Annotated in this window: 20 protein-coding genes, 4 tRNA genes and 1 riboswitch; of the genes, 9 read left to right on the top strand and 15 right to left on the bottom strand. The window is 70.5% G+C overall.

From position 1 onward, the window contains the following. Positions 1-38: 38 nt before the first annotated feature. A complete protein-coding gene (locus tag FHR32_RS33545; RefSeq protein WP_184758501.1) occupies positions 39-1,934 on the bottom strand; it encodes a S9 family peptidase in 1,896 nt (631 codons plus the stop codon). A 111-nt stretch (positions 1,935-2,045) separates the two neighbouring features. Continuing rightward, a complete protein-coding gene (locus FHR32_RS33540) occupies positions 2,046-2,183 on the bottom strand; it encodes a hypothetical protein (protein ID WP_184758500.1) in 138 nt (45 codons plus the stop codon). Between the two features lie 183 nt (positions 2,184-2,366). Between FHR32_RS33540 and FHR32_RS33535 the strand changes: the two genes are divergently transcribed. Next, positions 2,367-3,806, top strand: coding sequence for a glutamate-cysteine ligase family protein (locus tag FHR32_RS33535; RefSeq protein ID WP_184758499.1), 1,440 nt, complete (start codon positions 2,367-2,369; stop codon positions 3,804-3,806). An 84-nt stretch (positions 3,807-3,890) separates the two neighbouring features. Next, positions 3,891-4,931, top strand: a complete 1,041-nt coding sequence (locus FHR32_RS33530) for a hypothetical protein (RefSeq protein WP_184758498.1) — start codon at positions 3,891-3,893, stop codon at positions 4,929-4,931. Positions 4,932-4,941: 10 nt separating this feature from the next. Here FHR32_RS33530 and pcp read toward each other — a convergent pair whose 3' ends face one another. The 8 genes from pcp to FHR32_RS33490 all read right to left on the bottom strand — a co-directional run bounded on the left by pcp (position 4,942) and on the right by FHR32_RS33490 (position 9,373). Next, positions 4,942-5,562 carry a pyroglutamyl-peptidase I gene (gene pcp, locus FHR32_RS33525; RefSeq protein WP_184758497.1) on the bottom strand — a complete coding sequence of 207 codons (621 nt, stop codon included), beginning with the start codon at positions 5,560-5,562 and terminating at the stop codon, positions 4,942-4,944. Beyond that, complete coding sequence (locus FHR32_RS33520) at positions 5,559-5,936, bottom strand: thiol-disulfide oxidoreductase DCC family protein (protein ID WP_184758496.1); 378 nt, start codon at positions 5,934-5,936, stop codon at positions 5,559-5,561. Before FHR32_RS33520 ends, pcp begins: the two co-directional genes overlap by 4 nt. Positions 5,937-5,996: 60 nt before the next feature. Further along, on the bottom strand, positions 5,997-6,737 hold the full coding sequence (locus FHR32_RS33515) for a hypothetical protein (protein WP_184758495.1): 741 nt from the start codon (positions 6,735-6,737) through the stop codon (positions 5,997-5,999). 214 nt (positions 6,738-6,951) lie between these two features. After that, positions 6,952-7,026 (bottom strand) — tRNA-Val (locus tag FHR32_RS33510). Between the two features lie 13 nt (positions 7,027-7,039). Then, a tRNA-Gly gene (locus FHR32_RS33505) sits at positions 7,040-7,111 on the bottom strand. Positions 7,112-7,188: 77 nt separating this feature from the next. Further along, positions 7,189-7,259: transfer RNA gene (locus FHR32_RS33500), tRNA-Cys, on the bottom strand. A gap of 25 nt (positions 7,260-7,284) precedes the next feature. Then, positions 7,285-7,356: transfer RNA gene (locus FHR32_RS33495), tRNA-Gly, on the bottom strand. A 37-nt stretch (positions 7,357-7,393) separates the two neighbouring features. Then, complete coding sequence (locus FHR32_RS33490; RefSeq protein ID WP_184758494.1) at positions 7,394-9,373, bottom strand: N-acetylmuramoyl-L-alanine amidase; 1,980 nt, start codon at positions 9,371-9,373, stop codon at positions 7,394-7,396. A 155-nt stretch (positions 9,374-9,528) separates the two neighbouring features. Here FHR32_RS33490 and FHR32_RS33485 point away from each other — a divergent pair, with 155 nt between their 5' ends. The 6 genes from FHR32_RS33485 (at position 9,529) to FHR32_RS33460 (ending at position 17,492) form a co-directional block, all read left to right on the top strand. After that, complete coding sequence (locus FHR32_RS33485) at positions 9,529-9,804, top strand: hypothetical protein (protein ID WP_184758493.1); 276 nt, start codon at positions 9,529-9,531, stop codon at positions 9,802-9,804. A gap of 58 nt (positions 9,805-9,862) precedes the next feature. Further along, a complete protein-coding gene (gene glmS, locus FHR32_RS33480; RefSeq protein WP_184758492.1) occupies positions 9,863-11,683 on the top strand; it encodes a glutamine--fructose-6-phosphate transaminase (isomerizing) in 1,821 nt (606 codons plus the stop codon). A gap of 107 nt (positions 11,684-11,790) precedes the next feature. Next, on the top strand, positions 11,791-12,813 hold the full coding sequence (locus tag FHR32_RS33475; protein ID WP_184758491.1) for a Bug family tripartite tricarboxylate transporter substrate binding protein: 1,023 nt from the start codon (positions 11,791-11,793) through the stop codon (positions 12,811-12,813). Further along, a riboswitch (cobalamin riboswitch) is annotated at positions 12,812-13,014 on the top strand. Its footprint overlaps the gene before it by 2 nt. A 178-nt stretch (positions 13,015-13,192) precedes the next feature. Then, the gene (locus FHR32_RS33470; RefSeq protein WP_184758490.1) at positions 13,193-15,400 is read left to right on the top strand and encodes a ribonucleoside-diphosphate reductase subunit alpha; all 2,208 of its coding nucleotides are present in this window, start codon (positions 13,193-13,195) and stop codon (positions 15,398-15,400) included. Positions 15,401-15,425: 25 nt separating this feature from the next. After that, positions 15,426-16,421, top strand: a complete 996-nt coding sequence (locus FHR32_RS33465; RefSeq protein ID WP_184758489.1) for a ribonucleotide-diphosphate reductase subunit beta — start codon at positions 15,426-15,428, stop codon at positions 16,419-16,421. Positions 16,422-16,577: 156 nt separating this feature from the next. Then, positions 16,578-17,492, top strand: a complete 915-nt coding sequence (locus FHR32_RS33460) for an IS982 family transposase (protein ID WP_184752293.1) — start codon at positions 16,578-16,580, stop codon at positions 17,490-17,492. 29 nt (positions 17,493-17,521) lie between these two features. On the opposite strand, the gene FHR32_RS33455 is transcribed toward FHR32_RS33460, so the two are convergent. The 4 genes from FHR32_RS33455 to FHR32_RS45025 all read right to left on the bottom strand — a co-directional run bounded on the left by FHR32_RS33455 (position 17,522) and on the right by FHR32_RS45025 (position 21,550). After that, a complete protein-coding gene (locus tag FHR32_RS33455) occupies positions 17,522-19,093 on the bottom strand; it encodes a pentapeptide repeat-containing protein (RefSeq protein WP_184758488.1) in 1,572 nt (523 codons plus the stop codon). Between the two features lie 66 nt (positions 19,094-19,159). Continuing rightward, positions 19,160-20,233, bottom strand: a complete 1,074-nt coding sequence (locus FHR32_RS33450) for a DUF5685 family protein (RefSeq protein WP_184758487.1) — start codon at positions 20,231-20,233, stop codon at positions 19,160-19,162. A 179-nt stretch (positions 20,234-20,412) separates the two neighbouring features. Then, on the bottom strand, positions 20,413-20,787 hold the full coding sequence (locus FHR32_RS33445; RefSeq protein WP_184758486.1) for a VOC family protein: 375 nt from the start codon (positions 20,785-20,787) through the stop codon (positions 20,413-20,415). Between the two features lie 10 nt (positions 20,788-20,797). Continuing rightward, entirely contained in the window at positions 20,798-21,550 is a 753-nt protein-coding gene (locus FHR32_RS45025; RefSeq protein ID WP_246468086.1) for a TetR/AcrR family transcriptional regulator, read from the bottom strand. 307 nt (positions 21,551-21,857) lie between these two features. Between FHR32_RS45025 and FHR32_RS33435 the strand changes: the two genes are divergently transcribed. Further along, a complete protein-coding gene (locus FHR32_RS33435) occupies positions 21,858-22,343 on the top strand; it encodes a hypothetical protein (RefSeq protein ID WP_184758485.1) in 486 nt (161 codons plus the stop codon). 131 nt (positions 22,344-22,474) lie between these two features. On the opposite strand, the gene glgC is transcribed toward FHR32_RS33435, so the two are convergent. Continuing rightward, on the bottom strand, positions 22,475-23,701 hold the full coding sequence (gene glgC / locus FHR32_RS33430) for a glucose-1-phosphate adenylyltransferase (RefSeq protein WP_184758484.1): 1,227 nt from the start codon (positions 23,699-23,701) through the stop codon (positions 22,475-22,477). Between the last annotated feature and the right edge of the window lie 27 nt (positions 23,702-23,728).

The following is a 23,728-nucleotide window of genomic DNA, read 5'->3' as shown; positions in this document are numbered from 1 at the left end:
AGGACCGGCAGGCGTTCGGCGGGGCCCGGCCGGCAGGGTCAGGACAGGTGGCGTGACCACCATTCGAGGACGGCCTCGAAACGCTGCAGGCGGTGCCTGGGGCGCCCGCCCCGGCTGAGCTCGTGGCCCTCGCCCGGGAACAGCAGGAACTCGGCCGGGACGCCGTTGCGGCGCAGCGCGACGAACATGCGCTGGGCCTGCTCGACCGGGCAGCGCCAGTCCTCCTCGGAGTGGACCACGGCGAACGGCAGGCTGATCCGGTCGGCGTGCTGCAGCGGGCTCATCGCGCGCTGGGTCTCGATGTCGGGGCCGCAGTAGGCCTCGGTGAAGAACCAGCCGATGTCGGAGGAGCCGGTGAAGGAATCCCAGGCGTTGACCGCTCGCTCGCTCCAGGCCGCCTTGAAGCGCTCCCCGTGGTGGGCGGCCAGCCAGCTCGTCATGAACCCGCCGTAGGAGCCGCCCATCACGCCGACCCGCTCGTCGTCGCACTCGGGGCGGGCCAGCGCCGCGTCCAGCAGGGCGAGCACGTCGTCGACGTCCACGGTGCCGAGCGCGCCGACCACGGCCTGGCCGTGCGCCTGGCCGTACCCGGCCGAACCGCGCGGGTTGGGCAGGACCACCGCGTATCCGGCGGCGGCGTAGACCTGGGTCTCGTCCAGGAAGCCCCACCCGTGCTGGGTGAACGGGCCGCCGTGCACGTTCAGCAGGACCGGGTGCGGGCCCTCGCCCTCGGGCAGGGCCAGCCAGCCGTGGACGGGGTAGCCGTCGGCGGAGACGGCGGTGATCTCCTGGAGCGGGCGGACCCCGGCCGGCGGCCCGGAGAAGTCGGTGAGCGTCCCGTCCGGGGTGACCACCTCGCCGGGGCTCTCCGGTGTGGACGCCACCGCGACGACCCGCCCGCCGTGGGCGGCGAACGCCATGACGCTCGCCCGCTCGCCCAGCACGAGGGGGAGCTTCTCCAGGGGCTGCTCCTCGGTGCCGGGGGGGACCAGCCGCAGCTCGACCGCGCCACGCACCCGCACCGCGACCAGGACGCCGTCGTCGACCGCGACGGGGAGTATCGGCTCGATGTCCACCGACTCCTCCTCCGTCAGGCGGGTCCCGCTCTCCGGCTCGCCGCCGATGTGCAGGGGGGCGCGGTGGAGTCCGGTGTTGCGGGCCACCGAGTGGACACCGGAGAAGACCGTGCCGAGGTAGAGCACGTCTCCGTCGGGGAGCGCGACGGGATGGTCGGCCGATCCGGCGCTGCGCACCACGAGGACCGGCGCGCCGCCGGCGGCCGGCACCGCGTACAGGTCGGTGTGCCGGCACTCGCCGTCCAGGTCGCGGCTGGCCGAGACCAGCACATGCTCGCCGTCGGGCGTCCAGCAGGGAGAGGCGACGTCGTAGGGCCCGTCGGTGAGCCGTACCGGCTGGGGGATGTCCGCCAGCGCGTTGACCGCGAACAGGGCGGGTCGCCGGTCCAGGGTGAAGCCGACGTTGTCGGTGCGGTAGCGGAACCCGGTGATCCGGCGCGGCGCCTCGGCCGCGGCGCTCACGTCCTCCTCGGTGCCGTAGCGGCCGTCCTCGGGGACGCGGGCGACGAACGCGATCCGGCGGGAGTCGGGGGCCCAGACCGGTTCGCCCGCGCCGAGCGGCAGATCGGTGAGCGGGCGTGCCTCGCCGCCGCCGGTGGGCATCACGTGGAGTTGCGGCCTGCCGCCGGTCTTCGCGCGCAGGAAGGCAACCCAGGCCCCGTCGGGGGAGATGCGGGGCGCGCTGTCGCGGTCGCCGAAGGTGAACGGGGCGGGCGGGCCGTCCTGGGGGAGCCGCCACAGGCCCCCGAGATAGGTGTCGGCCTCCAGATCGGGGCGGGCCACGTCGACGAGGATGAGGTCCCCGTGGAGGGTGACGCTACCGGGGACACGCAGCGAGGTGAGATCTTCTGGACGCATGCCCAGGGACGTTATCACCGTATTCGTCATCTTTTATGGGAGCTAGAAGTAGTTTGTCCGGCGTGGCGTCGACGGGTTTCCGGCGCGACGCCCGCCGGGCGGAACGCGTCCTCACGTCGCGGGCAGGATCATCGTGACGCCGGGGACGGAGCCGATCGCGGCGAGCGCGGGACCCGCCTCGTCGAGGCCGATGATCCGGGTGACCAGCAGGTCCGGGCGGAGGAGGCCACCGCTGACCGTCTCCAGCATCGCGGGCTGGACGAGGAGGGCCCGCCCGGCGCCTACCTCTGCGACGAGGGTACGGTGAGCTGGTGAGCGCCGCGTCCCGACGCCGGATAGGCCGTCCGAGCCGTCACTTACCGCGAGGGCCGATTAGAACCCCCAGCCTGGGACAGAAGGAGGGGCACAGAGACCGACTGATCGGATGGTGAGATGGGTCAGCAACTCAACAAGGACCGATTCTCCGAAGCGGAGTTCGCCCGCTTCGGGGAGCGGCTCGCGGAGCAGCTCGCCGTGCTCCGCGGGCTGCTCGCCAGGCCGGGTTTCGGTACCGGGCCCGCGACCGTCGGAGCCGAGCTGGAGCTGTTCCTCATCGCACCCGACGGCCGGCCGCTCCCGCGCAACCACGAGGTACGCGCCGCCGCCGCCGACAACCGGCTCGTGCCGGAGCTCGGCCGGTTCAACCTGGAGGTCAACCTGACCCCGCTGCCCATCGCCGGGCGGCCCTTCAGCGCCCTGGAGCGGGAGCTGCGGGAGACGATGGCTCTGGTGGACACGGCGGCGGCGACGCAGGGCGGACAGGCTCTGGCGATCGGGATCCTCCCCTCGCTGAGCGAGCTCGACTTCACCCACGAGGCGCTCAGCGACGAGAGCCGCTACCGGGCGATGAGCCGGGGGCTGCGGCGGCTGCGCACCGAGCCGTTCCGGATCCGCATCGAGGGGGTCGAGGAGCTGGAGCTGGAGGTCGAGGGGGTGATCCTGGAGAGCGCCAACACCTCATGGCAGGTGCACCTCCGTACGGCCCCCGCCGACTTCGCCCGCGTCTACAACGCCGCCCAGCTGGCCATCGGCCCTGTCCTCGCGGTCAGCGGCAACTCGCCGGGCTTCCTCGGCAGGCGGTTGTGGGAGGAGACCAGGATCGCGCTGTTCGAGGAGACGGCCGACGACCGGGACGTGGAGCGGCTCGACCGCAGGGACCGGCGGGTCGCCTTCGGCTCCGGGTGGGTGAGCAGCGTCGAGGAGATGTTCGAGACGTGCGTCCGCGACTACGAGCCGATCATGCCGATGATCACCGAGGCGGTCACCCTGGCTGACGGAGAGGCACCGAAGCTGGCCGAGCTCCGGCTGCACCAGGGCACGATCTGGCAGTGGAACCGTCCGATCTACGACCCCGTGGACGGCGGCCACCTGCGGGTGGAGATGCGCGCCCTACCGGCCGGGCCGACCCCCGCCGACATGGCGGCCAACGCCGCGTTCCTGCTCGGCCTCACCGCCGCCATGGCGGTCGAACCGGTCGAGGAGTTCCCCTTCGCCGCGGCCTACCGCAACTTCTACCGGGCCGCGATCCACGGCCTGGACGCGTCCTTGACCTGGCCCGGCCTGGACGGGGAGGAGATCCCCGCCGCGCGGCTCGCCCTGAACCTGTTGCCGGTCACCAGGGCCGGGCTCATCCGGGTGGGGGTGGACCCGGACGAGGCCGACCGGACGCTGGGCATCATCCGGAACAGGGTCATGCTCCGCCGTACCGGTGCGATCTGGCAGCGGGAGGCCCTGAAGCGTCTCGGCGAGGATCCGGCGGGCCGGTCTCGCATGGTGACCCGCTACCGGGAGCTGGCGCTCACCGGCGACCCCGTACACACCTGGCCCATATGATCACAAAAGGTATTTGAGTCCAGGCATACTCATGAACTCCACATCGTGATCCGTCCATCCGGGCGGGACCGGAAGAGGAGACCCATGAGTGGGATGACGGCCGTGGCGGTGGAACCGTTCCAGCTGAGACGGGACGACGGTGACCTCGCAGCCGGGGTCCAGGCCCTGAGCGAGCAGCTCAAGCGCGCGACCCTCGACACCGTGCTGGCCAAGGCGAACCGCGTCCTGGTCAGGAAGGGCGCGACCGGCGCCGGGGCCTTTCAGACGATGAAGCCCCGGCCGGTGGACTGGTACTGCTTCGACGCCGACGACAACGCCGTCCGCGACTGGTATCCCCAGGGCCTGACCTGTGCCTCGGACGCGGGGACCGATGGGGGCACCTACGTGGTGAGCTGGTACTACAAGCCCGAGACGGGTGCCGAGCGGGGCGTGCGGCTGTCCTTCCTCAACACGGCGACGCTCCGCTACCGGCACGTCCTGCTCGTGCGGGCCCGCCCGGACGGCGACATCGCCCCGATCGACATCCACGCCGGCGGCATCGCCTGGTACGGCGACCTGCTCTACGTCGCCGACACCGCCCACGGCATGCGGGTCTTCGACACCCGGCAGATCTTCGAGGTCGACGGGGACGGAAAGACCACGATCGGCAGGAAGGGCGGGGTGTACAACGCCTTCGGCTACCGCTACGTGATGCCGCAGACCGGTGCCTGGACCTCGGCCGGCGGCGCCCGGTTCTCCTTCGCCGCGATCGACCGCACGACCCCGGTCGACACCCTGATCTCCGGTGAGTACGTGGACACTCCCGGCACATACGGCCGGGTGGCCCGCTGGCCGCTGGAGTCCGACGGCTCCCTGCGCGCCGACGCCGGCGTCGCCTCCGCCTCGGACGCCTACCGCCTGCCCGAGGCCAAGATCCAGGGCGCGCTCTCCCACGACGGCACCTGGTACCTCAGCCAGGCGGCCGGCGCGACCAGGAACGGCACTCTCATCGTGGTGGGCGACAAGGTCGTCGAGCGTCCCTACCCGGTGGGCCCCGAGGATCTCACCTGCGTCCGTGACAAGAAGACGCTGTGGAGCGTGACCGAGTTCGCGGGCCGCCGGGTGGTGTACGGCGTGCCCCTCTGAGGGGCCGCCGTCAGTGCAGGGAGCCGCCGACCAGGCGCAGGTCGCCGTCCACGGAGACGGCCGCGGCCGCGATCGCCGCCAGCGCCCCGGCGACCGTCGCCACCGGCATGGACGGCCGGGCCTGGCCGAGGACCTGCTCCGGGGCGAACGGCACGTGCACGAAGCCGCCCCGGACGCCGGGCCGCTCGGTGGCGATCAGGTGCATGAGGCCGTAGAAGAGGTGGTTGCAGACGAACGTCCCGGCGCTCTGCGACACGCTCGCCGGGACCCCGGCCGCCCGGGCCGCCGCCACGCAGGCCTTCACCGGCAGCGTCGCGAAGTAGGCGGCCGGGCCACCGGGCACCACCGGCTCGTCGATCGGCTGCCGTCCGGCGTTGTCCGGGATGCGGGCGTCGTCGAGGTTGACGGCCACCCGCTCGACCGTGACGTCGGGCCGCCCGCCGGCCTGCCCGACGCAGACGACCACCGCGGGGTCGTGCTCCAGCACCGCCGCGCGCAGGTGCTCAAGCGCCCGGCCGAACACACACGGCAGCTGTACGGCCCGCACCCCGGGCACCAGCCTGACCGCCTCCCACGACGGGTTGACCTCGGCGCCGTCGAACGGCTCGAAGCCGGTGAGCAGGACGGTCATCGCGGGGCCGCCGGGAGGGAGCAGGCGGGGGTGCCGCCGGGCAGGCGGTGCCGGTTCTTCGCGACGAGCCGGTAGGCGCCCCGGGCCACCCACCGGAACGGCGGGATCCGCAGCACGAGCCCCGCCAGGATCCACGGCGGACCGGCGGCGATCAGCAGCCTGGCGACCGCCTGCGCCCCGCCGTACACCCGGCCCCGCTCGACCCACAGGACCTCACGCTCGGCCCGCTCCCGCGTGGTGCCCAGCGCCGTCAGGTCGGCGAACTGCCAGGGGGTGACACGGGCCCGTACGCCGAACACGCGCTCGGCGAACCGGACGCTCGTCGTGCAGAACCCGCAGTCGCCGTCGAAGATCATCACTGGCTCTTCCCTCATGGGACAGACCCTATACAGGTGATCCGGTCACGGCTTCGGGACCAGGGTGACGCCGGACACTCAGCCGAGGGAGGGCCTGTCCAGGTAGCGGAAGGCCTCGTGGGCGGAGCGGGCGCTGTCGCGGAGCGCCCGCTGGAGCTGGGCGGCGTCCTCGCTCAGGTGGCCGATCTCCGGCGCCGAGAACCGGGCGGCACCCGTCTCGGCGACGAGTTGCTCGTACTCCGGCAGATGGGCGAGGAGCGCGTCGATCTGCCCTTGGGCGCCGAGGGCACGATCGGCGTCCGCCACGTGACGCGCGTACCGCTCCAGGGCCTCCACCCGGGCGACGACGGCGGCCTCGCTGGCGGCCAGCGCCCGCTCCAGGGGCGCCATCGCGGCCGCCACCTCCGGCGTCCTCCCGCCGCGGGCGAGGTTGTGGTGTCTGGCCCGCAGCGCCGACAGCTTGGTCAGCAGCCGGGCGATCTCCCACTCCTCGGCGGGCAGCATCACCGCGTTGCGCACGCTGTCGAGCATGCCCATGGCGTTGACCCGGGAGCCGAAGATGCGGTCGATGGCGTGCTGGACCCGGCCGAGCAGCTCCCTGGAGCCGTAGTCGAAGTCCTCCAGGATCAGGTAGCCCCCCGCGAACCGTTGCGCGTTCCGGTAGACGACCCGCTCGACGGAGTCGGGCGGCAGGGGTTTCCTGGCGGCGTGGACACACGTGAGGATCAGGGTGTAGAGGCCGAGCGTGACCAGTACCAATGCCGCCGACGTTCCGTTGAGGGCCGTGGCTCCGACCGGATCGACTACCACGCGCTGCACAGGTCGGCCCCTTTCACCGCGGTCGGAAAAGCACAGCGATTATCCGATTTCGCGTTGTGCGTCCCTCTATGTTGCCTCTTAATGGCGATCTGCCGCGTAGGAAAAGGATGATCGTAATGATCCGCGGGGAGCCGGGAAAGACGTTCACGCGCCGGGGAGGGGCAACCGTGCCGACAGGAAAAGATCCCCAGGTCGATGACCTGGGGATCTTTGATGGTGGACGATACAGGGATTGAACCTGTGACCTCTTCCGTGTCAGGGAAGCGCTCTCCCGCTGAGCTAATCGTCCTCGGGTGAACCAGAGCGGAAGACGGGATTCGAACCCGCGACCCTCACCTTGGCAAGGTGATGCTCTACCACTGAGCCACTTCCGCGTGTCCGCCCCGGGTCTCCCCTTGGCGGCACCTGCGCTACTTTACCGGATCCTGAAGGCTCCGATGTCCGTGCACTGAGGTGGAGACGGGATTTGAACCCGTGTACACGGCTTTGCAGGCCGTTGCCTCGCCTCTCGGCCACTCCACCAGCCAGATCCCGGAGGATCCGCCGGAGCGGAAGACGGGATTCGAACCCGCGACCCTCACCTTGGCAAGGTGATGCTCTACCACTGAGCCACTTCCGCGTGTTTCCCGGAAAATCGTCCGGGGCACGTGAAGACTCTAGCGCCTCCGGAGCGCGGATGCGCGCATGCCGGCGACCTGACGGCGGTCGTTGTCGGGGACCACCCGGACGTCGGCGGCCCGGACGAACATGATCCGGTGACCGAACTGGATCTGCCGATAGGGGGTGTCCCCCCTGATGATCCGGTGGTGTGACGGGTCGAAGGCGCCCGCCCGGAGGTAGGTGGCGGGGCTCGTCATGCCGAGGCTGTAGAACTGCCCGGCCGGGAGCGTGTACTGCAGAGGGGTCAGCTCCTGCGCTGGGACGCCCCGGGGGTAGGCCGACGCGTCGGGGTAGGCCCTGCCGTACACCTTGACGGAGGTGAGGCCGTGCCGGGGCGTCACCAGGGGGCCGGTCGCGGGCACGGACGTGCGGTTGGCCGCCGGATCGTGGAACCACGCCTTCCGCCCGAGGTACCAGATGGCCGTCCAGTCTCCCTTGCGTCCGGCGAGGGCGTAGCGCTGGCCGGTGGAGGCGAGGGCCGCCTGGTCGTAGACGCTGTAGGTGGAGTCGCCCGTCGGGTGCTTGCCGATGTCCTTGACCAGCGGGGCCGCCTCCGAGGGGCGGTCGTGCAGCCAGACCGAGGACGTGCTCCGCGCGGGGCACGCGCCGGACTTGGCGCAGCCGGTGAAGCGCGCCTGGTTGAGGGCGTAGTCCGGCTTGATCATCACCGAGCGCGCGGTGGGGTCGGAGGAGCGGGTCAGGGGGCTGCCGAGCAGTTCGAAGTAGTGGCTCCAGTCCCAGTAGGGGCCGGGATCCGAGTGCATGTCGCGCACGGTGGCCGGGGTGGTGCCCGGGACGTTGTCATGACCGATGATGTGCGCCCGGTCCAGGGGGACCTTGTACTTGCGGGCGAGATAGGCGACCAGTCTGGCCGAGGACCGGTACATCGCCTCGGTGTACCAGGCCCCGCCCCTGGCCAGGTAGCCCTCGTGCTCCAGGCCGATGGAGCGGCTGTTGACGTACCAGTTTCCGGCGTGCCACCCGATGTCGCTGCACCGTAGGTGCTGGGCGATGTGGCCGTCGCTGGAGCGCAGGGTGAAGTGCCAGCTCAGGTAGGTGGGATCGGCGGCCAGCCGGGTCATGGCGTCGTAGCTGGTCTCCCCGTCGTGGATGACGATGTAGTCGATCGGGCGGGGGCCGTCGTAGCGGTCGTGGTTGCCGTAGCCGCCCTGCTTGAGCCGCTGGTAGGCGGCCGGCATCCACTCGCAGGAGAGGGCGGGTGGGCAGTCGGGTGCGGGCGCGGCCGCGGACGCGCGGCGCTGTCCGGCCGAGGTGGGCAGCCGCGGCGGGGAGAGGCCGGGAGCCGCCGGCAGGACCACCCGCGCGCCGTCGTCGGTGACGCGCGCGGCTCCGGTGCGGATCGTCGCGTAGACCTCGTCGGCGAAGGAGCTCGCCGCTCCGGCGCTCGCCCCGGGGTCCGTCGTGCCGGGATAGCGGGCCACCGCGCCGTACCACCGCACGGGGTCGGCGTCGGGCGGCTCGCCGAGGCGCCGCTGCTGGTCGGCGAGGAGCGCCGCGCCGCCCTCGATGTTGGCCACCGGATCCCGGCGCAGCCGGCCGGGAGTGATCCCGGTCAGCTCCGCCGCCCGGTGCAGGGTGTCCCGGGGTGGGGGCGCGGTGGTGTCGGGGTCGACGGGCGGGTGCGGCCGGCGCTCGTCGCCACGCGGGTCCTCCGCGTCGCGACGGTGGTGCTCCGGGCCGAGCCGGCCGTCGACCAGGTGCATGGGGCCGTAGCCCGCGGAGACGCTGGGCAGGCCGTCGTTGACGTCCCATCGGGACTCCATGTAGGAGACCGCGAGCAGCACGCTCTCCGGCACGCCATAGGTCCGGGCGGCCCGTGCGAAGGCCGCCTGCCTGCTCTCCGGCATACCGTGAGTCCGGGCCGTCTGCCCGCCCGCCGGCACCGGTCCCCCCGTGACGGGTGGGGTCAGCGCGGCGAGGGTGGCGGCGACGGCGATCCCCGGCAGACGGCGCATGGTGGTTCCTCCTGGCCGGATGACTACGCAGAGGGTGGATCGGATTACCGAATGTCTCATGATTGGACGGGGTTGGGGTCGGCTGGGGCAAAGCTTGCCCGAAATCGGGCAGAAAACTTGGTGAAGGCCGTCAATGCTGCGTATGGTCCTGCTCTGTGTCCACGGCATGGCATCCGCATGAGGATCTCGTTACCCACCTGACCCGGACGAGCGCACTCGGTCCGGGGGAGGCGGCGCGGGTGGTGGCGGACGTGCTGGCGTACTTCTCCGAGCCCGTCGAGGAGTTCGTCCGGCGGCGTCACGCCGAGCTCAAGTCCAAGGGGCTGGTCAACGACGAGATCTTCCCCCGGATCGCCGTCGAGATCCGGGCCCGCCGCGTCGCGGCGCCCGAACTCTCCGTGCGCCAGCTGCGCCGGATCGTCTATGGGTGAAGCGTTTACGGGCAGGTCGTTGTTCACCGGCAAGTCGTCTACGGCAAGGAGCAATTAGATGTGCGGAATCGTGGCTTATGTGGGGCCCAAGGACGCGGCGCCCATCCTGTTGGAGGGCCTGCAGCGCCTTGAGTACCGGGGCTACGACTCGGCCGGTGTGGTGGTCTCCAACAAGGGCCTGAAGTTGCGCAAGGTCAAAGGCCGGGTGGCCGACCTGGCGGCGGTCGTACCGGCGCGGTTCAAGGGCGGCCTGGGCATCGGGCACACCCGCTGGGCCACCCACGGGGCGCCCAGCGACGTCAACGCCCACCCCCACCTGTCCACCGACGAGCGTGTCGCGGTGGTGCACAACGGGATCATCGAGAACGCCGACGAGCTGCGCGCCAAGCTGGAGGCCGACGGCGCGGTCTTCGCGTCCGAGACCGACACCGAGGTGCTGTCGCACCTGATCGCCCGTACCGTCGAGGAGACCGACTCGCTGGAGGAGGCGGTCCGGATGGCGCTCAAGCGGGTCGTCGGCACGTACGGCATCGCGGTGCTCGACGCCCAGCGGCCCGGCGAGGTGGTGGTGGCCCGCAACGGCAGCCCGATCGTGCTGGGCATCGGCGAGAAGGAGATGTTCGCCGCCTCCGACGTCGCCGCCCTGGTCCGCTACACCCGTCAGGTGGTCCATCTGGAGGACGGCGAGCTCGCGGTGCTGAAGGCGGACGGCTTCACCACCTTCGCCAGCGACGCGCGCGAGACGGCCAAGGAGCCGCTGACCGTCGACTGGGAGGCCGGGCACTACGACACCGGCGGCTACGAGCACTACCTGCTCAAGGAGATCTCCGAGCAGCCGGAGACCGTGGCCAGGACATTGCGCGGGCGGTTGGACGACCGCTTCCACATCGCCCATCTGGGCGGGCTCAACATGGACGCGCGCGAGACGCGGTCGTTCCGCCGTGTGAAGATCATCGGTTGTGGCTCGGCCTACTACTCGGGCCAGATCGGCGCCCAGCTGATCGAGGAGCTGGCGCGGATCCCGGCCGACGCCGAGCCGGCCAGCGAGTTCCGCTACCGCAGCCCGGTGGTGGAGCCCGACACCCTCTACGTGGCGATCAGCCAGTCGGGGGAGACCTACGACACGCTGGCGGCGGTCCAGGAGCTCAAGCGCAAGGGCGGCCGGGTGCTCGGCATCGTCAACACCGTCGGCAGCGCCATAGCCCGCGAGTGCGACGGCGGCGTCTACCTGCACGCCGGCCCCGAGGTCTCGGTGGCGAGCACGAAGGCGTTCACCTCGACCGCGGTGGCCTTCGCGCTGCTCGCGCTCCACCTGGGGCGGGTGCGCGACCTGTCCCCGGCCGACGGCCGCCGCATCTGCGAGGGCCTGCGCAGGCTGCCCGGCCAGATCAAGGAGATCCTGGCGCTGGAGCCGCAGATCAAGGAGCTCGCGCACAAGTACGCCGACGCGCCGAGCATGATGTTCGTCGGCCGGGTCCGGGGTTACCCGGTGGCCCGTGAGGGCGCGCAGAAGCTCAAGGAGATCTCCTACGTGCACGCCGAGGCATATCCGGCCAGTGAGCTCAAGCACGGGCCGCTGGCGCTGATCGGCCCGGAGATGCCGACCGTCGCGATCGTCCCCGACGACGAACTGCTGGACAAGAACCTCACCACGCTGGGCGAGATCCGCGCGCGCGGGGGGCGGGTGCTCATGGTCGGCCACCGTACGGCCGACCCCAAGCTGGCCGACGACTGCGTCGTGGTGCCGAGGAACGAGATCGAGCTGGACCCGATCCTGCTGTCGATCCCGCTCCAGCTCCTGGCCTACCACGCCGCCGTGGCACTGGAGCGGGACGTGGACAAGCCTCGCAACCTGGCCAAGAGCGTCACGGTGGAGTGAGTCTCGACCCCGCCGATCCCCCCAAGGGCCATAAGACCCCTAATTTGTGACAGAAAGTGATGTGTCGATAGCCTGGGGTATTGGAGGGGTGTGGGGAGGGGGCGCTTATGCACCGCAGGCGCTTCCTCGTGCTCGCCCTGGGAGTCATGGCCGCCGGCGGCTGCGGGCCCGGCTCCCGCATGCCCACGGCGGGCCGGCTCACCGTGGTCGCGCCCGCCGCGCGCGGGCAGGGCTGGGACCGGGCCGCCCGCGCGCTGGCCATGGTCCTGACCGGCGATCAGATGGCACGGACGGTCGAGGTGAGCAACTACCCGGGCGGCCTGGGCGCCGCCGCCCTGGGCGCGTTCCCCGCCGCCCGGGGCCCGTTCATGCGCGAGGGCAGGCTGCTCCTCACCGGGATGCCCATGGTGGCGGGAGCGGAGATCGCCAACGCCGCCTCGGTGGCGGAGTCCACCACCCCCCTGGCCCGCCTCGTCGGCGACTGGGCGGCTCTGGTCGTCCCGGACGGCTCACACCTGCGCGCCTTCGAGGACTTCGCCGCGGCGCTCCGCCGCGACCCCGCCGGGCTGACGGTGGGAGGCCGGATGGAGGGCGGCTCCGACCACGTGCTCTACGGCATGATCGGCAAGTGCCTGGGGGTGGACACCCGGCTGCTGGACTACGCCGGCTACTCCAACGGGATCGAGGCGGCACAGGCGCTCCACGAGGGCCGGGTGGCCGCCCTGCTGGGCTCCGCCCGATCCTTCGTGCCCGAGATCGCGGCGGGCCGCCTGCGGCCGCTGGTGGTCTCCTCCGCCGAGCGGATCGACGGGATCGACGCGCCGACGTTGATGGAGCTGGACATCCGCCTGGAGTACACCGACTGGTGCGGCGTCCTCGGGCCCCGGGGCATGAGCGCCGAGGACAGGGACGCGGCCGTCGCTCTGTGTGACCGCGTCGACGCCTCCTCCCGCTGGCGGGCCGTCTGCGTGGCCAACGGCTGGAACCGGGTCTACCTGAGCGGAGACGACTTCCGCCAGTGGCTCGTCACGGAGACGGGCCGTACCCGCGAGGTGCTCAACGAACTCGGCCTGTTGAGCACTTTCTCCACAAGCTGTTGGGGCAGTTGCGTCCGACGCCCCTACATGTAGGATCCTGCTCGTTGCTGGTTCGCCCTCTCCCGAGGGCGAGGCAAGAGGGAACCCGGTGGGAATCCGGGACTGCCCCGCAGCGGTGAACGGGAACGACCGCCGTCACGGAGCACTGGGCACGCCATGCCTGGGAAGCGACGGTCAGTAGGCATCTGTCAGGCGCCCGTGAGTCCGAAGACCTGCCGGTGACATATGGGAGAGAGCGCCGAGCCGCGCACCGACGTGTGCGGGACGAGGCGAACTCGATCATGGAAACTGTCCAGGGCCTCGAGGGAGGGCTCGCGGAATGAGGCGGTTCTGCGTGCCCGGAACCGCTCTGTGACGCGTGCGCTTTTTCGGCGGAGCCCTACGGGGAATTCGAGCGCGCGAGGGGTAGCACGTGACACAGACTTTGGCCGGCGCCGCCGGGAAGACCGGTAACGACCCGGCTGCCCGCCGGTTGGCCATCGAGGAGGCCGCCGCCCGGGTGATCACCGATCCGGAGAACTCCAGGATCGCCGCCGGGCTGCTGACGGAGCTGATCGCCGACGAGGCGGCCGAGCACGGCGTGCGGACCTTCTCCGAGTCGATCGCCGCCACGCACGCGGCGGGACTCGTCCAGGACGGTCTGGCCGCCTTCGTGGCCGCCCACGCCGAGGCGCTGGACGCGCTGGTGGCACCGGACGCCGACGGCCGGTTCGAGTACTTCGGGCTGCGCACGGTCTACGACCGCTACCTGCTGCGCCACCCGCGGACCCGCAGGGTCCTGGAGCGTCCGCAGCACTTCTTCCTGCGGGTGGCCTGCGGCCTGTCCGAGTCGGTCGAGGAAGCCGCCGAGCTGTACGCGCTCATGGCCACCCTGTCCTACCTGCCGAGTTCACCCACCCTGTTCAACTCCGGCTCGCGCAGGCCCCAACTGTCCTCCTGCTTCCTGCTCGACTCGCCCCGCGACGAGCTGGAGGCGATCTACGAGCGCTACGGGCAGGTCGCGCGGCTGTCGAAGTACGCCGGGGGCATCGGCATCGCCTGGACCCGGATACGTTCGCGGGGCTCGTTGATCCAGGGCACCAACGGCCACTCCAACGGCATCGTGCCGTGGCTGCGCACGCTGGACGCGAGCGTCGCCGCGGTCAACCAGGGCGGCCGCCGCAAGGGCGCGGCCTGCGTCTACCTGGAGTCCTGGCACGCCGACATCGAGGAGTTCCTCGAACTGCGCGACAACACCGGCGAGGAGGCCCGCCGCACGCACAACCTGAACCTGGCCAACTGGGTCCCCGACGAGTTCATGCGCCGGGTGGAGGCAGACGGTGTGTGGTCGCTGTTCGACCCCAAGGAGGTCCCCCAGCTCACCGACCTGTACGGCGCCGCGTTCGAGGAGGCCTACCGGGCCGCCGAGGCCGAGGGCCGCTACGTCAGGCAGGTCCCGGCCCGGTCGCTGTACGGCCGGATGATGCGCACCCTCGCCCAGACCGGCAACGGCTGGATGACCTTCAAGGACGCGGCCAACCGGACCTCCAACCAGACGGCCCGCCCCGAGAACGTCATCCACCTGTCCAACCTCTGCACCGAGATCCTCGAGGTGACCGGCGACGCGGAGACGGCCGTCTGCAATCTCGGCTCGATCAACCTCGCAGCCCACCTGGACGGCCAGGACGTCGACTGGGCGCGGCTGCGCCGGACCGTCCGAACCGCCGTGCGGTTCCTGGACCGGACCATCGACCTGGGCTTCTACCCGACCCCCGAGGCCGAGACCGCCAACAGGAAGTGGCGGCCGATCGGCCTGGGCGTCATGGGCCTGGCCGACGTGTTCTTCTCGCTGCGCCTGCCGTTCGACTCGCCGCGGGCGCTGGAGCTGTCCACCCGGATCTCCGAGGAGATCGCGCTGGCGGCCTATGCCACGTCCGCCGACCTGGCCGTCGAGCGGGGCCGTCATCCCTCCTACGACGAGACGCGGGCCGCCGGCGGCGTGCTCCACCCCGACCACTACGGGGCCGGGCGGTCGCCGGAGTGGGAGCGGCTCAGGGAGAGGATCGCCGAGACCGGCCTGCGCAACTCGCTGATGATCGCGATCGCGCCCACCGCCACCATCGCCTCCATCGCGGGCTGCTACGAGTGCATCGAGCCCCAGGTCTCCAACATCTTCAAGCGCGAGACCCTGTCGGGGGAGTTCCTCCAGGTCAACCGCTACCTGGTCCGTGACCTTTCGGCCCGGGCCCTGTGGACCCCGCAGATCCGGGACGCGATCAAGCGGGCGGACGGCTCGATCCAGGACGTCCCCGGCGTGCCGGAGGATCTCAAGGCGCTCTACCGGACCGCCTGGGAGCTGCCGCAGAAGGCGCTGATCGACCTGGCCGCGGCACGCACGCCGTACATCGACCAGTCGCAGTCGCTGAACCTCTTCATGGCCACGCCGACCATCGGCAAGCTGTCCTCGATGTACGCCTACGCGTGGAAGTCCGGGCTCAAGACGACCTACTACCTGCGCTCACGCCCGGCGACCCGGATCGCGCAGACCACGGTGGCCCAGGCCACGCCCGTCGCCGTGCTCGATCCGGAGGCCGTCGCGTGCTCCCTGGAGAACCCCGAGTACTGCGACGCCTGCCAGTAGGCACTCCTTCGAAAGGCTCTCTCTGATGTTGCTCGACCCTGGCATGGACCTCACGCTGCGGCCCATGCGCTACCCGGAGTTCTACGAGCGCTACCGGGCCGCGATCCGCAACACCTGGACCGTCGAGGAGGTGGACCTCACCTCCGACCTGGCGGACCTGGCCAGGATGACGCCTCAGGAGCGTCATCTGATCAACCGCCTCGTCGCGTTCTTCGCGACCGGCGACTCGATCGTGGCCAACAACCTGGTTCTGAACCTCTACCAGCACCTCAACGCCCCCGAGGCGCGGCTGTATCTCAGCAGGCAGCTCTTCGAGGAGGCGGTGCACGTCCAGTTCTACCTGACGCTGCTGGACACCTACCTGCCCGACCACGACGAGCGGGTCAAGGCCTTCGCCGCCGTCGAGCACATCCCCTCGATCCGGGACAAGGCCGAGTTCTGCTTCCGGTGGATCGACTCGCTCGGCGGGCTGGACCGGCTGGAGTCGCGGGACGACCGGCGGGCGTTCCTGCTCAACCTGATCTGCTTCGCCGCGTGCATCGAGGGGCTGTTCTTCTACGGCGCCTTCGCCTACGTCTACTGGTTCCGCTCCAAGGGGCTGCTGGGCGGCCTGGCCACCGGGACGAACTGGGTCTTCCGTGACGAGTCCATGCACATGGAGTTCGCCTTCGAGGTGGTGGACACCGTACGGGCCGAGGAACCGGACCTGTTCGACGACGCGCTCGGCGCGCAGGTCACCCAGATGATCGAGGAGGCGGTGGACGCGGAACTCGCCTTCGCGGCCGACCTGTGCGGCGACGGCCTGTCCGGGATGGGCGTGGACCAGATGCGGCAGTACCTGGAATACGTGGCCGACCAGCGCCTGACCCGGCTCCGGTTCCCCGTCCGCTACGGCACCGCCAACCCGTTCGCGTTCATGGAGTTGCAGGATGTGCAGGAGTTGGCCAATTTCTTCGAACGACGGGTTTCTGCCTATCAGGTAGCCGTTGAGGGGAATGTGTCTTTCGACGAGGCATTCTGACTATGGAACGGATCCCCGGGCACTCCGAGTCGCTGCCCCGTTTCCGGGTGGTGCAGGAGAGCGAGCGGCTGTCCCGGTTCGGACCGGGGGAGCCCTAGACGATTGAGTCCAAGGGATCGCCTGCGAAAATAGGGCGAGGGCGTTCAAGATCCGTTTGTGACGACAGAACTGAACACCCTCGCAACCGCACTCTATGTCAAGATCGACGACGCGGTGAAGGCATCGCCGGACCTGCTGCCATGGCGGCCGAAAACGGGGATCGCACCCGCCCTCAGCGACGCCGAACTCGTGACACTGGCGGTGATGTCGGCTCTGCTGGGCTTCACCTCCGAGCGGCGCTGGGTGCGCTATGCCCACACCGAACTGAGGGACATGTTTCCTTACCTGCCCGGGCAGTCCGGGTACGGAAAGCGGCTACGCAAAGCGTCCGGCCTGGTCCTGCACATGATCAGGATGCTGGCCGCCGACACCTCGCTGTGGAGCGACGACGTGTGGCTGGTCGACTCCACGCCGGTGGAGTGCGGCCGATCCCGGGAGACGGCCAAGCGCAGCGATCTGGCCGGGTGGGCGCAGTACGGCTACTGCGCGTCCCACTCGCGGTACTTCTGGGGATTGCGGCTGCACCTGTTGTGCACCCTGGGCGGGCTGCCGATGGCGTTCGCGCTCACCGGCGCCAAGGCCGACGAGCGCGAGACCCTGCTCGGGATGCTGGATTCGGCACCCGAGATGGTGGCCGCCCGTCCCGGTCAGACGATCATCGCGGACAAGAACTACTACGGCCGCGCCTTCGAGCAGGCCCTCACCGAGCGTGACCTGAGGCTGCTGCGCCCAGCCCGCAAGGGTGAGCCCGAGCGGGCCGGAGCACGCTTGTTCAAGCCGTTGCGGCAGACCATCGAGTCGATCAACCAGACCTTCAAGGGCCAGCTCGACCTGGAACGACACGGTGCCCGTACTCCTGCTGGCGTCATCATCCGCGTACTGACACGGATCCTGGCACTGACCGCCGCAATCTGGCACAACGACAAGACTGGACAACCGATCAAGCGATCCCTGATCGCCTACGACCACTAACTGTGACCGAAGCCCTTGGACTCAATCATCTAGGCGCTCGCGCTGGGGCGCAGCACCCGGGCGGCTCCCGCGATCAGGGCGGTGGCCAGGATCCAGCCGGAGGCGACCAGGGCCCAGGCCAGTCCCTGGGTCCAGCCGACCGGCTCCCACGCCCCCCGTTGCTCGAAGACGCTCACCGGGACGAGCAGGTCCAGCGTGTAGACGAAGGGCTGGAAGCTCCGCACCTCGCCCGGGTCGATCTGCGTCGGGGGCAGGAAGGTGAAGACGGCGGTCCCCACGGTCAGCAGCACCGCCGCCCAGAGCCCGGCCAGCCAGGGGCGGTAGCCGTAGCCGACGACCAGGTCGAGCAGCCGGCCCCAGGCCTTGCCGGTGGGTCTGAGGGTGCCGCGGCGCCGGCGCTGCTTGGCCAGCAGCACCCGGCGGGCGTCCGGCTCATGCCCGATCCGGCGGAACCAGGCGGCGAGCTGCTCATACGGCTGGGGCCGGTAGCCGTCCCGGTCGCGATCCACCCACGACAGCCGCTCCGCCACGGTCCACTGGGCGCGCAGCGCCTCGTAGACCAGCCCGTTGAGGCGGACCTCGCCCGGATAGGCCGCCGGGCCGTCGAACAGGACGCCGATCCGGGAGTAACCGAGGTTCACCCCTCCCTTGACGGAGGTCGGCAGCCAGATCAGCTCCTCCACCTGCGCGTGGCTCAGGTGGAGCATCCGGCCGGGAGCCTCCAGCGTGGCCTCGCTGAAGGAGAGCACGCCGTTGACGCGCGCGCCACGCATCCGGATCGTGCCCGTCGCGGTGAACCCCGCGCTGAACTCCGCGGTGCTGGCCTCCATGAAGTCGGCCTGTACGGCGTGCGAGCCGGTCGCCGTGATGACCGACCTCTGCAGGTAGATCCCGCCGTGGAACTTCGCCCCGATCAGCCTGAGCCCGCCGGTGACGTGCATGTCCCGCAGGAACGCCCCGCCGTCCACGGTCAGCCCGCCCGCCCACACCGCCCACTGGCCCTGGCCGAGACCCCGCTCCCGCATCTCCGCCGCGGTGAAGGGCTGCCGGGCGTCCTCCATCCAGCTCTCGCTCGCCCTGGCCTGTTCACCGGGTGCGTACAGTTGCGCCCTGGAGAGCCGGAACTGACCCGTCACGTGCGCGTTGTCCAGCCGGATCCCGCTGCGGACCGTGGAGCCGTCGAACTCCAGCAGGCCGTTGACGGTGCACCTGGCCGCCCGGACCCGCTCCATCTCGCAGCCCCGGAACCGCACACCGGCCGTGGTGGTGTCGGTGAGGGAGACGACCTCGGGGAGGTGGCAGTTGAGCATGTGGAGCTTGCCGGTGAGGACGGCGTCGGACAGGTTCAGCTCCCCCGCCACGTGGGCGCCCGCCAGCCTCAGTCCTGCGGTCTTACCGGGCTCGGGCTCACGCGCGCCCAGGAGCAGCGCCGCGATGACCTCCGCCCGGACCGTCCGTTCCGGCCCCCACTCCGGACCGTTCACCGGGTCGTCGGAGACCCTGTCCCCGGTGCGCAGGTCCACCCAGGCGCCGGTCGGGTAGGCGTCCCAGACCCGCCGTTCCGCCGGGCTCAGTCGCCGGAACGACCGTGTCAGCCGCATCCGAGACCTCTTCTCATCGAATCTCCTTGAGCGTGGAGACCCCGGGCCGTAGCCGTAGGGAGGAAGTCAACCGCAGTCACAGCCGCAGTCGCACCCTTCGCTGCAGCTGCACCCCTCACAGCAGCTGCAGCAGTCGCAGCAGCCGTCGCATCCACTGCAGCACTCGCAGCCGCGCAGGTAGCAGCGGTCCTCGCCCGGCTGCCCGCTCTTGCTGCTCCACTCCGGCCGCCACATCCCGCAGGTGAGCAGGGTCGCCATCCCGGCCGCCGCCGTGCCGACGACCCCGGGCTGCTTGCCGGAGTGGGCGAACGTCCGGTCGACGGCCCGGCGGACCTCGGTGCCGAGCAGCACATCCACCAGGTGCCGCTCGGTCAGGTCCAGCTCGCGCAGGGCCAGTTCCAGGCCGTGCGCGGCGTCGTCGCAGAGCCGCCGTGCCTCCTGCCGGGTGGTGCCGGTGGCGGTCAGCGGGTTGAAGGCGCCGCGCGCGGTGTCCTCGGCCTGGTCCTCCACGGCGTCCAGCAGGTGGGCGATCCGGCCGAAGAACCGGCCCGCCTCCGCCAGCGGCACGGCGTTGCCGGGTCTGCCGGCCAGCAGCGCGGTGTGCGTGAACGCGGCGGCGACCGCCTCCTCGGTGGGGACCGTCAGCTCCAGCAGGGTGATCCCTCGCGTGCCCTCCCGTTCGAGCTGGCGCTCGGCCGTCGAGGCCAGCACGGCCGTGTCGAAGCCGACCGAGGTGCCCATCCGTGCTCCGGCCGCCTCCCAGCGGGCCGCCAGCCCCCGGCAGGCCAGGCCGGTGCCGGGAGCCGAGTCGCCGTCGGCCACGTGGTCGCGCAGCTTTCCCGCGGCGAGGACCAGCGAGACCGTGGCGGCCAGCTGTACTCCCTCGGCCCGCGCGTCCACCACGTCCGCCGACCTGAACCCGCGCAGCGCGCAGGGGCCGGCGGTCCGGTGCGGGGAGGTGGACGGGCTCTGCGCCTCGGCCAGCACCGAGATGATCAGCCCGTCGTAGTTGGTGGCCAGCCGCGCCCCCTGGCCCTGCCCGTCGCGCAGAGTCAGGCACAGCCCGCACAGGTGTGCCATCCAGGCCCGGTGCAACGACGGGCAGGAGTGGTCACGGCAGGGGCGAATGATTCCGAACATCCGGCCTCACTTGCTTGGGGGTGTTCTGCCCGCACGGTCATGGGAGAGTCACGAGAGAACCTATCCCGTGAAGATCCCTGACGGGGCCGGGCTTTCCGGCGGCCGTCGCATCGCCATATCGCGGACCGGCCGTCCCGCCACGCGTGACGCGATGTTCCCCTGATCCCCGGGACGCTCCCTCATCCGGGGGACATCACCTCGTAGAGGTTGCGTGCCTCGTCGACGAAGAACAGGCCGCGAGGGCAGAGCGGGTGGTCGATCCGGCCGTTGGCGGGGTCGGCGGGACTGTTGCCGTACGGCACGCCGGTCTCCTGAAGCCGGGCGAGGATCTCGTCGAAGGTGGTGGGGTCCACGTCGAAGGCCAGGTGGTGTCCCTCGGGGACTTCGACGGTCATGTAGTCGAGGGTCAGGGAGTCGTTGACCTGGACGGGGATGAAGTGGCCGCGCGCCCCGGCGGGCGGCAGGCAGGTGAGCCCCATGACGCCGGCGAAGAACCGGGCGGCCCGCTCGTTGTCGACGGCGGGGACGATGGTGTGGTTCAGGGTGACGGCCATTGCGGTCCTCTCAGGTCAGGGCGCCGTGCACGAACAGGTTCACGATGTCGTCGTTGCTCACCTGCGGGCCGCCCAGCGGACGGCGGGCGCTGGACATCATCAGGTGGAGGAAGATCGCCGCCAGACGCTCCGGGGGGAGACGGAGCGAGTCGCGCTCGGGCTCGAACAGTTCGACCAGCGCCTCGTGGGTCTGCCTGGCCGAGTTCTCACGGCCCGGGCCGTGAGTCCTGCCCGCCTGCTCCGGGGGAGAGGTCCCGTCCGCAGGTCCGGGCATGGTTCCCTTGCCCGCCGGGCCGTCCGCGGGGCTCTGGGCCGTATCTTCCGTGGACGTGGCCGGGTGGTCCGCGGGCCCCCCGGCCACGCCCCCCGCAGGGGAGAGCGGAGCACGACGGTCACGGGAACGGCGGCCCGAGGCGTGCAGGGCGCCGAGGACGGTGCCGATCCGTGCCGTGTGCGCCTGCATGGCGTCGGCGGCCTCGGTCAGGCGGGCGATCAGTGGCTGGTCGAGTGAGATCGCGGCGAGCTGCTCCAGCACGTGGTCGGGACGGAGCGCCTCGAGCACGCAGGCGTCCAGCAGCTCGTCCTTGTCGGTGAACGCCCGGAAGATCGTGGCCTCGCCGATCCCCGCGGCCCGGGCGATCTGGCTGGTGGTGACGGCGGCGCCGTACTCGGCGACGAGGGGGAGGGCGGACCGCACGATCATATGGCGCCGCCGCTCCAGGCCCATGCCCGGCGCACGGCGCGGGGGAGGGGGAGTTTCCATGGACTCATCGTGCGGAGTGAGTGCTCACTCCGTCAATTGGATTCTTCGGGAGAAGGGAGAAGGGGGAGCGTTCGACGGCGATTCGGCTGCGCTGTCGGAAGGTTTTCTCCCCTCAGCCCGGCGTGTCTTCCTACCTGGAAGGGGATTTCTCCCCTAATGGCGGGGCGGCTCGTCCTGATCTCGGAGAGATGGAAGTGGAGAGCTCCGCAAGGTCCCAAGATGGTTTCTCGTGAGGACCCGCGCCCCAGTTCCCGTCCTCACCGGCGTATCCCGGCTACGCTGCATTTCGAATCCGGAGGACATCCTCATGGCCACGACGGAGGAGCGGGTAACCCGCTTGGAGAACGACTTCATGGTGCTCAGCACCGATTGTGGACGGCGAGCCTCGCTCCGCGCCTACGATGCGTTGACACCTGTCTACGGCAGGCTGGACCTGGTGGCGGAGCGCCTCGGGCGGGTCGAAAACCGGGTATCGGAGGTCGACCGCCGGGTGTCGGAGGTCGACACCAAGGTCGAACTGCTCCGCGACGAGATGCGCGACCGGTTCACGGCGATCGACAACCGGTTCACGGCGATCGACGGCCGGTTCACGGCGATCGACGGCCGGTTCGCGGCGATCAATGACCGGTTCACGGCGATCGACAACCAGTTCGCGATCGTGAACGGCCGGATCGACAAGCTGGAGGGCCGGATCGACGACTTGAGCACAAGGGTCGACGCGCTGGCCACGTCGAACGCCGCCATGTTCCAGGCGATCCTCGACCGGCTTCCGGAGAAGCCCTCGGCCAACTAGCGTGCCGGTCCGCGGGCCGCCCCGCTCCCGGGGCGGCCCCCGGACCGGGCAGACCCGGTCCGGGTGGTTCGCAGATCACATGCCCTATGGGATGCCGCCCACCACGGAGCATCGGGATTCCGGGGCGCGTGTCAGCGTTCGACGATCTCGTTCTTGCCGATCACCACGATGCCGTTGCGGGTCACCGCGAAGCGGCTGCGGTCGTATTCGAGGTCGAAGCCGATCCTGGCGCCGTCCGGGATGATCACGTTCTTGTCGACGATGGCCTTGCGGACGATGGCGCCGCGGCCCACCTTCACATTTCCCATCAGCACCGAGTCCTCGACCTGGGCGTGGGAGTGCAGCACCACGCCGGGGGAGAGGATGGATCGCTCCGCCAGTCCGCCGGAGACGATCACACCCGCCGAGACCAGTGAGTCGATCGCCCGGCCGACCCGGTCGCCGTCGTTGTGCACGAACTTCGCCGGGGGGAGCGGGTCATGGCCGGTGTAGATGGGCCACTGGTTGTTGTAGAGGTTGAAGACCGGATGCGCCGAGATGAGGTCCATGTGCGCCTCGTAGTAGGCGTCGAGGGTCCCGACGTCACGCCAGTAGCCGCGGTCCCGTTCGGTGGAGCCCGGTACGACGTTGTCGGCGAAGTCGTAGACCTCCGCGCTCCCCGACTTCACCATCATCGGGATGATGTCTCCGCCGAGGTCGTGCTTGCTGGTGGGGTCGAGCGCGTCCTCCCGGAGCGCGTCGAGCATCGCCTGGGTCTTGAAGACGTAGTTGCCCATCGACGCGTACACCTGGTCGGGCGCGTCCGGCAGGCCCACCGCGTCCTTGGGCTTCTCCCGGAACGCCGTGATCCGCCGCCCCGTGGGGTCGGTCTCGATCACTCCGAACTGGTCGGCCAGCGTCAGCGGCTGCCGGATCGCCGCCACGGTCACCTCGGCGCCGGAGTCGATGTGCTGCGTCACCATCTGCCGGGGGTCCATCCGGTAGATGTGGTCGGCCCCGAACACGATGACGTGGTCGGGCATCTCGTCGTAGATCAGGTTCAGGTTCTGGAACAGGGCGTCGGCCGAGCCGGAGAACCAGTGCGGCCCGAGCCGCTGCTGCGCGGGGACCGGCGTGACGTAGTTGCCCAGCATCGACGACAGCCGCCAGGTCCGGGAGATGTGCCGGTCAAGGCTGTGGTTCTTGTACTGCGTCAGCACCACGATCTGCCAGTACTGGCCGTTGGCCAGGTTCGACAGCACGAAATCGACAAGCCGGTATATCCCCCCGAAGGGCACCGCGGGCTTGGCCCTGTCAGCCGTCAACGGCATCAGCCGCTTGCCTTCACCGCCGGCGAGCACGATCGCGAGGACTCTCATATCAGGACCTTAACCTGACGAACAGGG

Origin of the sequence: Streptosporangium album (assembly GCF_014203795.1) — a bacterium.
Classification (GTDB): Bacteria; Actinomycetota; Actinomycetes; order Streptosporangiales; family Streptosporangiaceae; genus Streptosporangium; species Streptosporangium album.
Note: the sequence above shows the minus strand (reverse complement) of the source record. Positions and strands in the feature narration are given on the sequence as shown.

Bases quoted from the DNA above. Each gene is read 5' to 3' on its own strand.
- FHR32_RS33545 (WP_184758501.1), bottom strand. From the start codon at position 1,934: ATGCGTCCAGAAGATCTCACCTCGCTGCGTGTCCCCGGTAGCGTCACC.
- FHR32_RS33540 (WP_184758500.1), bottom strand. From the start codon at position 2,183: ATGCTGGAGACGGTCAGCGGTGGCCTCCTCCGCCCGGACCTGCTGGTC.
- FHR32_RS33535 (WP_184758499.1), top strand. From the start codon at position 2,367: ATGGGTCAGCAACTCAACAAGGACCGATTCTCCGAAGCGGAGTTCGCC.
- FHR32_RS33530 (WP_184758498.1), top strand. From the start codon at position 3,891: ATGAGTGGGATGACGGCCGTGGCGGTGGAACCGTTCCAGCTGAGACGG.
- pcp (WP_184758497.1), bottom strand. From the start codon at position 5,562: ATGACCGTCCTGCTCACCGGCTTCGAGCCGTTCGACGGCGCCGAGGTC.
- FHR32_RS33520 (WP_184758496.1), bottom strand. From the start codon at position 5,936: ATGAGGGAAGAGCCAGTGATGATCTTCGACGGCGACTGCGGGTTCTGC.
- FHR32_RS33490 (WP_184758494.1), bottom strand. From the start codon at position 9,373: ATGCGCCGTCTGCCGGGGATCGCCGTCGCCGCCACCCTCGCCGCGCTG.
- glmS (WP_184758492.1), top strand. From the start codon at position 9,863: ATGTGCGGAATCGTGGCTTATGTGGGGCCCAAGGACGCGGCGCCCATC.
- FHR32_RS33475 (WP_184758491.1), top strand. From the start codon at position 11,791: ATGCACCGCAGGCGCTTCCTCGTGCTCGCCCTGGGAGTCATGGCCGCC.
- FHR32_RS33465 (WP_184758489.1), top strand. From the start codon at position 15,426: ATGTTGCTCGACCCTGGCATGGACCTCACGCTGCGGCCCATGCGCTAC.
- FHR32_RS33455 (WP_184758488.1), bottom strand. From the start codon at position 19,093: ATGCGGCTGACACGGTCGTTCCGGCGACTGAGCCCGGCGGAACGGCGG.
- FHR32_RS33450 (WP_184758487.1), bottom strand. From the start codon at position 20,233: ATGTTCGGAATCATTCGCCCCTGCCGTGACCACTCCTGCCCGTCGTTG.
- FHR32_RS33445 (WP_184758486.1), bottom strand. From the start codon at position 20,787: ATGGCCGTCACCCTGAACCACACCATCGTCCCCGCCGTCGACAACGAG.
- FHR32_RS45025 (WP_246468086.1), bottom strand. From the start codon at position 21,550: ATGGAAACTCCCCCTCCCCCGCGCCGTGCGCCGGGCATGGGCCTGGAG.
- FHR32_RS33435 (WP_184758485.1), top strand. From the start codon at position 21,858: ATGGCCACGACGGAGGAGCGGGTAACCCGCTTGGAGAACGACTTCATG.
- glgC (WP_184758484.1), bottom strand. From the start codon at position 23,701: ATGAGAGTCCTCGCGATCGTGCTCGCCGGCGGTGAAGGCAAGCGGCTG.